General features: G+C 31.6%; 7 protein-coding genes. 5 read left to right on the plus strand and 2 right to left on the minus strand.

The annotated features are described in order from the left end of the window. Positions 1–80 precede the first annotated feature (80 nt). Together B3W71_RS13055 and B3W71_RS13060 are read left to right on the plus strand one after the other, a co-directional pair. Positions 81–1,478: an aldehyde dehydrogenase gene (locus B3W71_RS13055; RefSeq protein ID WP_346889368.1), complete on the plus strand. Its 1,398-nt coding sequence runs from the start codon at positions 81–83 to the stop codon at positions 1,476–1,478. A gap of 126 nt (positions 1,479–1,604) precedes the next feature. Further along, positions 1,605–1,748, plus strand: coding sequence for a clostri-philic family protein (locus B3W71_RS13060; protein ID WP_346889369.1), 144 nt, complete (start codon positions 1,605–1,607; stop codon positions 1,746–1,748). A 122-nt stretch (positions 1,749–1,870) separates the two neighbouring features. Here the strand turns inward: B3W71_RS13060 and B3W71_RS13065 are convergent, their stop codons facing one another. Then, positions 1,871–2,728: an AraC family transcriptional regulator gene (locus B3W71_RS13065; protein ID WP_346889370.1), complete on the minus strand. Its 858-nt coding sequence runs from the start codon at positions 2,726–2,728 to the stop codon at positions 1,871–1,873. A gap of 231 nt (positions 2,729–2,959) precedes the next feature. Here B3W71_RS13065 and B3W71_RS13070 point away from each other — a divergent pair, with 231 nt between their 5' ends. Then, positions 2,960–4,186, plus strand: coding sequence for a dicarboxylate/amino acid:cation symporter (locus tag B3W71_RS13070; protein WP_346889371.1), 1,227 nt, complete (start codon positions 2,960–2,962; stop codon positions 4,184–4,186). A gap of 41 nt (positions 4,187–4,227) precedes the next feature. Here B3W71_RS13070 and B3W71_RS13075 read toward each other — a convergent pair whose 3' ends face one another. Then, on the minus strand, positions 4,228–4,392 hold the full coding sequence (locus B3W71_RS13075) for a DUF3006 domain-containing protein (protein ID WP_346889372.1): 165 nt from the start codon (positions 4,390–4,392) through the stop codon (positions 4,228–4,230). A 274-nt stretch (positions 4,393–4,666) separates the two neighbouring features. On the opposite strand from B3W71_RS13075, the gene B3W71_RS13080 reads away from it, so the two are divergent. Further along, positions 4,667–9,625, plus strand: a complete 4,959-nt coding sequence (locus B3W71_RS13080) for a CehA/McbA family metallohydrolase (protein ID WP_346889373.1) — start codon at positions 4,667–4,669, stop codon at positions 9,623–9,625. An 84-nt stretch (positions 9,626–9,709) separates the two neighbouring features. Then, entirely contained in the window at positions 9,710–10,864 is a 1,155-nt protein-coding gene (locus B3W71_RS13085; RefSeq protein WP_346889374.1) for a YibE/F family protein, read from the plus strand. Positions 10,865–11,017: the final 153 nt, after the last annotated feature.

The following is an 11,017-nucleotide window of genomic DNA, read 5'->3' on the forward strand; positions in this document are numbered from 1 at the left end:
ATTTAGTATATAAAGTAGTTGTAAGTCAAAATATAATATTTTAAATTTTGTTCTAAATATGCATGGGGGTGATTATTCTTATGGAATATAAAGAGTTAAGTTCAAAGGATGTTGATAAAATTATAGAAGAGCATCATAAATTTTATGAATCGAAGAAAAGTCGTGATATAGATTTTCGTATTAATCAATTAAGAAATCTAAAGGCTGCTATAAAGAAATATGAAAGTAGGATATATGAAGCACTAGATAAGGATTTAGGAAAGTGTGAGTTTGAATCCTATACTACAGAAGTAGGCTTTGTATTAAGTAGTATTAGTCATACTATAAAGCATCTAAAGCATTGGGCAAAGGAGGAGAAGGTAAAAACACCTTTATATTTATTTCCAGCAAAGAGTTTTATAGTTTCGGAGCCCTATGGAACAGTTTTAATTATAGGACCCTATAATTATCCATTTCAGCTTCTGATAGAGCCTTTAGTTGGAGCTCTTGCTGCAGGAAATTGTGTAGTACTAAAGCCTTCCGAAAATGTACCTAATGTATCAAGAGTAATTACAGAAATGATTACTGAAGCCTTTCCAAAGGAATATATACGTTCAGTTGAAGGTGGAATAGAGACTAATACTTCTTTAATTAATGGTACTTTCGATTATATCTTTTTCACAGGAAGTGCTCAAGTTGGAAAGATAATTATGGAGGCTGCAGCTAAAAATCTAATTCCTGTTACTTTAGAATTAGGAGGGAAAAGTCCTGTAATTGTAGATGAAAGTGCAAATATCAAGGTGGCAGCTCAGCGTATAATTTGGGGTAAGACTATAAATGTAGGTCAGACCTGTGTGGCACCAGATTATGTGGTAGTTAATGAAAAGGTAAAAAGTGAATTAATTAAAGAGTTAAAGATACAAATTGAAAGTTTTTATGGTAAAGATTCTGAGGAAAGTAAAGATTACGGAAGAATTGTTAATGATAGACATTTACAAAGACTTAAAAACATATTAGATAAAGAATCAGATAAAATAATATATGGCGGCAAAGTTAATAGAGAAAAAAGACATATTGAGCCTACACTTATAGATGCTTCATGGGAAGGAGCAGCTATGGAAGATGAGATTTTTGGACCTATTCTTCCGATTATAGGCTATAGCGATTTAGATAAGGTAATAGGAAAGATTAAAAGATTACCAAAACCGCTAGCTCTTTACTTATTTACTGAGAATTATAAAGTAGAAGAAAAGGTTTTGACGGAAATTTCTTCAGGTGGAGCTTGTATAAATGACACGATAACACACTTGGCTAACCCAGAGCTACCTTTTGGGGGTGTAGGAAATTCAGGTATAGGTGCTTACCATGGTAGAGAAAGCTTTACTACATTCTCTCATAGGAGAAGCCTTGTAAGAAAAACTACTAAAATAAATATTCCAATAATTTTTCCACCTTTCAATAAAAAGAATCTAGATAATGTAAAAAAACTTATGAAATAAATAGATATATGTTAACTTATTTTAAAGTTTAGTATATTCAAGACTAAACTTGTAAATTAGTAGTTTTATTAGACACATAAAACCTTAAAAAAAGAAGAAACTATTTAAGGAAAGGATGTGTTTAGTATGAAGAGTAAACCAGGTGCTAATGTTAGTAACCCAATGCAAAAGGGAGAAAGAAGACAAAGGCTTCATAAAAATCAAAATAATGTAGGCGATCCTCAAAATAAGCCTGAGTTTAAAGATTTCAATGGAAACTCAATAAAATAATTAAATAATGTTTAAATAGACTATCTCAAAATAAACTAATCTTAAATTTATGTTAAGCATGCACTTTAATATAAGCACATGCTCAATATCAGACAAATATTAGTAAATTATTTTGAAATAGTCTATTTTATTTCATTAATATATTCACGAGGTGATTTCTGAAATAGTTTTTTAAAGCCACGAAGAAAGCTGGAGTAATCTTTGAATCCACATATAGAACTAACCTTAGTTACTGGTTCACCAGATTTTATAAGCTCTTGAGCCAGAAACAATCTTTTTTGTATTATATAATTATGGAGAGTATATCCAGTTTCATTTTTAAATTTATGCATTAGATAGTATTTGCTTATAAAAAATTCTTTACATATAATATCTACAGATAAGTCTTGTGATAGATTATTATTTATATACTTTAAAATATCTTCGATTTGTTTATCATATTTCAAAGAATCCTTAGAGGTAATGTAAGTATTATCAAGGTATAATCTATTGAGATATATAATTAGTTGAATGAATAGAGCATTACTTAAAAGTTTACTGCCAAAATCCTGAGAACTAAAGGAGTTTTCTAAGGATGATATGATATTCTTAAGATTATCTTGAAAATTAGCTTCCAATCTAATCAAATTAAAACTCTTCTCTTTTGCTAGTTTAAAGCAAGTAGATAAATCACAACCCTCATAATTATGATCTTCTATAAAATCTGAATTAGCCCAAATAACTATACGTTCATAGGTTTCTTTAGAATCAATAATCGGTTTATGCACATCATGATTATTTACTAATAAAATATCCCAAGGTTTTAAATAGTAAGCTTTACCTTCAATTAAATAGGTAACCTTTCCAGATAAAAAGATTATTATTTTATTAAAATCATGATAATGAAATTCGAATTCCTGACTTTTTTTATCTTTTATATGAAAGAGTTGAAAATCATTATGAAGATATCCAGATTTATTACTAGAATAGGTATTATTCATAAAAGTTCCTCCTAAGATTAATGTATCATAAAAGTATTAGAACTAATGCTACTACTTTAAAGTGTAAAGGAGATTAAAGCCTTATTTGTAACTTAATAATAAAGCACTTTTTGCAACATTTCAAGCAATATATTCTATATTTATTGTACATATTGTTGAATATAATGAGAGTATAAAATATATGAGAATTAGATTAGTAATTATATTATTTCATTTAAGGAGGAGGAATGAATGAAGATTTTAAGGAATTATAAATCGTCTATAATTTTGATGTTTTCAGTTATTATAGGTGGAATTATAGGATTAATAATGGGAGAAAGAGCAAGTATTTTCGAGCCACTAGGAACAATATTTCTAAATTTAATATTTACTATACTAATACCACTTGTATTCTTCAGTATTTCATCAGCCATAGCTAATATGGATAGTTCTAAAAAGCTGGGAAAAATACTATGTGTAACAATAGTAGTATTTGCATTCACAGCCATTATATCAGGAATAATAGGAGTAGCTAGTTTTAAGATTTTTAATCCTGCTGAAGGATTAGATTCATCTATGTTTACTAATTTAATTAATAGTACTCAAGTTACAGCAGGGGAACAAATGGGATTCTTAGAAAAGATAGTTGCTAGTATAACGGTAGGAGATTTTTCACAGTTATTATCTAGAAGTAATCTGTTAGCACTTATAATATTTTCTATGCTTATAGGTTTTGGAACTATGCTAGCGAAGGAAGAGGGAAAAGCTTTTTCTAAGTTTTTGAATAGTGGGGCAGTAGTAGTAAATAAGGTGATAAATATAATTATGTATTATGCACCTATAGGTTTAGCTGCATACTTTGCTAATGTAGTTGGACAATTAGGTAGTCAAATATTAAGTGGATATGCTAAGATTTTCGTACTTTATTTAGTAGTATCCATAGTTTACTTCATAATATTTTTCACAATTTATGCTTATATAGCAGGAGGTAAGGAAGGGATAAAAGTTTTCTGGAGAAATTCTACAGGACCATCAGTGACAGCACTAGCTACATGCTCTAGTGCAGCTTGCATTCCAGTGAATATAGAAGCTGCTAAAAACATGGGAGTTTCTAGCTCTCTAGCTAATATAGTTATGCCTTTAGGGGTAAATATTCATAAGGATGGCTCAGTAATAGGTGGAATATATAAGATAATGTTTCTATTTGCTATATTCGGAAGAGACATGAATAGCTTGGGAACATTAACTATCATCTTAGCTGTAGGGTTATTAATCGGGGCTGTTGTTGGAGCTATACCAGTTGGAGGTTCCATTGGTGAGATGCTAATACTAAGTATATTTGGTTTTCCGCCAGAAGCTTTAGCAATAATGTTAGTCATTGCGACTATAATTGATGCTCCAGCAACACTACTAAATTCAGCTGGAAATACTGTTTGCACCATGGTAATATCTAAATTTACAGAAAAGAAAAGTGGATAAAATAAAATTATAGGCTATCTCAGTTGGAGATAGTCTTATTTTTATTGAATTATACTATATTCAAAGTTTTCAAATAAAAGCTTAGAACCTTCTCTTATTTCAAGGGGAAGTAGGGCTCTGGCTATACTTATAGTATTATTATTTTCATCCTTTAAAATTGCATAGTCTCCATCAATGGCGACAACTTGATAATTTATAGTTAACATTTCTAAAACCTACCTTTATCCAATAGAAGTTCAACAATATTATAGCTTGAAGTAATAAATATTCCAATAAAATTTATATAATCCATTGATAATATTTTATTAATCAGATTATATAATTACATATTTTACTGGTTAGTTAATAAAAATCGCACAGAAATTCAAAAAAATAGTTAATTATAGAGTAATTTAAGGTTGAATATTCCATTACAATAATTACAATATTGAGAATAAAATGGTATAATTGTTTTAAAATATTATAAAGGGGGACAATTAATTGGGAAAGAAAAATAATAAACTTTTAAGCCTAATTAGTGCATTATTATTCTTAGTAACTTATATCGTGATGCCGAGTATAAATGCTTATGCATTGGAAAAAGCTATTAATAATAATGTAGATACAACAATACTCCTATCAGAAGGTTTTACAGGGGCTAGAAAAAATGTGAAGCCAGAAGGAACAGGCTGGATAATTACAAGGAATGGGGAAGAGGCCACTGTATTAGATGGATATGATACAAGTGGAAATTATGGTAAAGAAAAACCTTCATTAGGATTTGGAAGATTGAGTGGAAGTAGTACTGAAACCTTAGAAACACCAGTATTCAACTTAAATTCAACAGGAACTTTAAGTTTTTGGTATAAGGGACAGGCTGCTAATGGTCCTATAACTTCAACATTTAAATTAGAAGTTAAAGTTAATGATGCTTGGAAAGAGATAAAAGGACCAGATATTACAGTAACTAGTGAAAGCACTTTTTCAGTTTCTTTAGAAAAGGAAGTTACAGCAGTAAGATTTACTTTCAACAAGGCATCAGGTAACTTAGCTATAGATGATATTAAAATTACTTGTGATGGAGGAGGGACTACAGACCCAGAGGAACCACCAGTAGATCCACTTACTATAGCAGCAGCTAGAGCTTTAAGTAATGGGACTGAAGCTGTAGTTAGAGGAGTAGTTTCCTTTAATGATAGAAATCAAACAATTCATATTCAAGATGCTACGGGTGCAATTGCAATATCAAATAACTCTACTAAGATAGACTTAAGTGCTGCAGTTAATGGAGCTTTAGTGGAAGTTAAGGGGAAAAGAGATACATTTAGAGGATTATCTCAACTTCAAGCTAGTGATATTAAGGTTATATCGAATAGTGGTATGCCAGCTTCAGAAACTCATACTATAAAAGAGTTATTAACAGGAAATTATGACTCAAAATATGTGGAAATAACTAATGCAGTTATAGATGTTACAGCTAAGACTTTAACTCAAGGAGAAGATAAGTTAGACATATACTATGTACCTTCTAATATGAATGTAGTTACTGGTGACTTAGTTAATGTTAAAGGAACTATGGGGAGATACAACACAACTGTACAAATATATGGTTCATCTTGTACCTTTACAAAGGTAGAAGCTCCTGATACTGAAGGGCCTATTATAAAGCATGAACCAGTGGTTAAGGCATCAATAGATGAAGCGCTACAAATATCAGCTTCTATTGAAGATAATAAAGAAGTTAAAAGTGCAATGTTAAATTATAGAGCTAAGGGAGAAGAAATCTTCAAAGCTATAAACATGATTAAAGATGAACAAGGCAATTACACGGGATTAATATCTAAAGAAGAGCTAAACTTAAAAGGTATGGAATATTATCTTGTAGCAGAGGATGGAACTAATACTACAAGAATTCCACAAGAGGGTGTATTTCTTGTAGAAGTAACTAATGCAGATATAGTTGGGCCAGAAATATATGATTTGGTACCAGATAATGGTGCAAGCATTGGAGATGTAGCAAGACCTGAAATAAAGGCTTCAATAAAAGATAGGACAGGAGTAGATAGGAACTCTATTAAAATGTTCTTTGATGGTGAAGAGGTAACTTCTAAGGCTACAATAACTGCAACCTCTATATTATATAAACCAGCTAGTGATTTAGCAGATGGAAGTCATATAGTTAAAGTTGAAGCTAAGGATACTTTGGGAAATTCTTCAACTAAAGAGTGGTCATTTAAAAAAGGTAAACTAACTCATTATTTTGGACAACTTCACTCTCATACTAATATTTCAGATGGAACAGGATCTTTAGATGAAGCTTATACTTGGGCTAAGAATCATGGAGCTGATTATTATGCAGTAACAGACCACTCAAACTGGTTTGATAATGATACAGCAGCTACTTTGGCGGATGGGTCAGCAAGTAAAGCTTGGGCAAATGCTCATGTTACAGCGGATAAATATGATAAAGGAGATGATTTTACAGCTATATATGGCTATGAAATGACTTGGTCAGGTTCTACAGGTGGTTGGGGGCATATGAACACATTTAATACACCAGGATTTGAAACCAGATCCAATAAGGCGATGAATTTACAAAACTATTACAATACATTGCAAACACAACCACAGTCAATTTCACAATTAAATCATCCAGGAAAAACCTTTGGAGATTTTGCAGACTTTGGTTATTATAGTGCAGGAGCTGATAAGGTTGTAAACCTAGTGGAAGTTGGTAATGGTGAGGGGCCAATAAGAGGTTCAGGATATTTCCCAAGCTATGAATATTATACAAGAGCTCTTGATAAGGGATGGCACGTAGCACCAACCAATAATCAAGACAATCATAAGGGAAAATGGTACACAGCTAATACTGCTAGAACAGTAATTATATCTACAGATAACTCTAGAGAAGCTTTATATGATTCCATGAGAAATTTAAATGTATATGCGTCAGAGGATGAGAATATGACCATTGATTATACAGTAAATGGTAGTATCATGGGAAGTTCTTTAGGTGAAGTAGATAAACTTAACTTTAAAGTTAATATAGCTGATGATGATGCTATAAAGAAGGTATCAGTTATTTCTAATGGTGGAGTTGAGGTGACTTCTAAAGAGTTTAACTCTAAAAATGTAGATTGGCAATTTGAACTTTCTCCAGAATACACTTACTATTATTTAAAAATAGTTCAAGGAGATGAAGATATAGCAGTCACAGCTCCAGTTTGGGTTGGAGATAGTAGTAATTTTGGATTGACTGCAGTTACTGTAGATAATGAGATAACTTTACCTAATGAAAAGGTTCAAGTTTCTGTGGGAGTTTACAATAATGAAGCTAAGGCTTTAAAAGATGCTAAGGTTGAGTTCTTTGTAAACGAAGTCAAAACAGAAAATAAAATAGGCGAAAAAGTTATTCCTTTAGTGGAAGGTGCTAAAACTGAAAATGCTCAATTAGATTGGACACCTACTAAACAAGGTGAATATACAATTTATGCTAAAGCTACCATAAATCATGAAGGTAGTGAAAAAGTATTTACTAGTAGTGTAAAGGTAAAGGTTAAAAATCCAGAAAATACTTATAAAGTTGTGATAGATGGTGCTCACGTAAATCAATATGTAAGTGGAAATTATGCAGGAAAATACACAGCTCTTAAGAATTTACTACAGGATAGAAATACTATACTTTCTTTAAACAAGGAGCCAATAACTGCAGATACTCTTAAGGGAATAGATTTATTTATTCTTACAGATCCTCAAAGTATAGACGAGTCTAAATACAACTTAACTAAGAGTAAGTTAGAGCCAAGTGAAATAAAGGCTATTGCAGATTATGTAAAGGATGGAGGAAATATAATAGTAACTACTATTGCTGATTATAAGGATGGAAAAGGAGAGTATAGTAATGATAAGCAGCTTAATCCATTACTTGAAGCTATAGGAACAGAACTTAGAATAAATGATGACCAAGTTATTGATAATACTACTAATGGAGGTCAACCTTATAGACTATACTTTAATAAGTACAGTTCACCATTATATAATTTAGTATCAGGTATTGAAGATGGAAAAGAGCAATATAGCTTCTATAGTGGAGCTTCTGTTGTTCTTGCAGATGGAGCTAAGGGAGATAAGGTAGATTTCTTAGTAAAGGGTCACGAAACTACAACTACTAGCGATTCGGATAATGATAAAGATAACGTACCAGTAGAACAAGGTAAAGTATCAGTTATTGGAGCAGAAGAGTTAAGTAATGGTGGTAAGGTAGTGGTAGCTGGTAATACATTCTTCTCAGACTTTGAAACAGATGGGCAAAATGCAACCTCTTACTCAAATATTAAAATCGTAAAAAATATTATGGGTTGGATGATGGCAGAGAAGGTAGCTGAAAAAGTAAATATTGAAGATGTTAGAATAGATGCAAATAAGGACAATGTACCAGATTTATTAGGAGAAGAGTTTACTATAGAAGGCATAGTAACTTCTCAATCAGAGGCAGTAACTCCTAAAAATTCCTTCTTTGAAGTAGTATATATAGAAGATGAAACAGGAGGTATTTGTATATTTGGTGTATCTAAAACTCCATTAAGGGTTGGACAAAAAATTAGAGTTACAGGTACAGTAGATGCATATCAAGGTGAATTTGAAATTCAAGTTAATGATGAGGATGCTCAAATTCAAATTCTCGATGAAAATCCCGTGGATATATCACCGGTAAAGCTTTCTACTGGAAATAGTATGCTAACTGAGAATGGTGGTAAGCTTATTCAGGTGCAAGGTAAGGTAGTTAGAATGGATAAATCTAATCTATATATTAACGATGGCACTGGAGAGTCAAGGATATATGTAGAAGGATATATATGGGATGGAAAAGATGAAGCTACAAAGGGTACATGGGATAAGAATATTAGAGTTGGAGATACAGTATCTGCTATTGGACTTGGTTCAATGGATCCTGAAGGAGCAAGACTTAGAGTTAGAAATACTGGAGAAATTGTGTTAATTCCAAGTGAAGGAACCAATGAAAAGTCAGTAATTAATGGAGCCGAGGATATAACAATAAAGGTTGGAGATAGCTTTGATCCAAAATCAGGCGTAACTGCTACTGATAAAGAGGATGGAGATATAACTTCAAAAATAGTAATAAAAGGCTCAGTGGATACAAGTAAAGCTGGAGAGTATGTTTTAACTTACAGTATAACCGATAGTGATGGAAATACTACTACTATGACAAGAAAAATAACTGTAGTAAGTGGTGAAAAACCAGAAACTCCAAGTAAACCTAATAAGCCAAGCAAATCAAGTAATCCAGGAAGTAATACTTCTAAATTACCTAAAACAGGAGGAGATAGCTCTTCAATAGTACTAATAGTTATAGCTGTTTTAGTAATTGGAGGAGGAGTAACTCTATTACTTAAGAGAAAAAACAAAGGTGAGGATACAGAGCAGAGTAAAAAATAAAAATAGACATTGAATTTAGGGGCTGACTCAAAGTAAGTTTGAAACAGCCCCTTACAATAAAAATAGGTGAGAGGAGGGCTTTTGATGGATATAAATAAATACAAGAAGGATATCATAACAATAACAGTAACCGTTATATTAGGGATATTAATTGTTTTTTCATCTAAACTAATATTTACTAATGGATTTTTATTGGACAAGTTAAGTGCTGGAGTAGAATATTATGAAGCAGAAATAGTAAATGTAATTAAAGAAAATTTGCAGGATGATAAATATATAGAAGAAATAGAACTAGGATATCAACAGGTATCAGTAAAAATATTAGATGGTCCTTATGTGGAAAATCAATATGAAATAACTAATAATGTAAGTAGACTATATAATACTGTAGTTAAAAAAGGTGACAAGGTAATAGTTGCCATGTATTTTATTGACAATGAGCTTAATGATGTGGCTATATCTAGCTTTAAGAGAAGCACTTCTTTATCTATTATGGTTATTTTATTTTTATTAGTAATATTATTGGTAGGAGGATTCAAAGGCTTAAAGTCTATAGTAGCATTACTATTTACAATGATATGCATAATATTTTTGATGGTTCCTTTAATGTTAAGAGGTGTAAGTCCTATAATATCAGCTATAATGATAGCTATAATAAGTACATCGATTACCTTAGTGCTAGTATCAGGAACAAATAAGAAAACATTGTCAGCTATTATAGGAACTTTAGTAGGAGTTTTAATAGCAGGGGTACTTGCTTACATATTTGGGGAAACCACAAATCTTTCAGGAATAAACATGTCAGAGGCTGAAAGTATAATGTATATAGCAGAAACTACTAATCTCAAAATAAATGGTATATTGTTTGCAGGGATTCTTGTATCTGCATTGGGAGCAGTAATGGATGTAGCCATGTCAATATCCTCATCCATATTCGAAATAAGTTCCATAGATAAGGCCATGAGTATAAAATCACTATTTAAAAGTGGCATGAATATTGGTAGAGATATAATAGGAACTATGTCTAATACTTTAATTCTAGCTTTTGCAGGAGGGTCTATAAATGTACTTATTTTGCTATACTCTTCAAATATGCCAGCTAATAGATTACTGAATTTAGATATACTTGGTACTGAACTGATTCAGGGGCTTGCGGGAACTATTGGAATAATTCTAACGGTACCAGCAACGGCAATAATAGCAGCATATCTATGTAAGGCATCTTCAAAAAATAAATAAGTCAGAATGCTCGTCTATTTTGTGTTATCCGATGACTACCAGCTCTAATACTCCCATCTCTTTTAAAGGTTGGCGTAAAGAGCTGTTACGTCCCTGGATAACGATTTCTAAAGCTTCAAAGAAGCTAAGAACTCTGTTTATACTGCGTCAACA

The sequence above is a fragment of the Clostridium sp. UBA1056 genome, from assembly GCA_002316385.1.
Lineage (GTDB): Bacteria > Bacillota > Clostridia > Clostridiales > Clostridiaceae > Clostridium_J.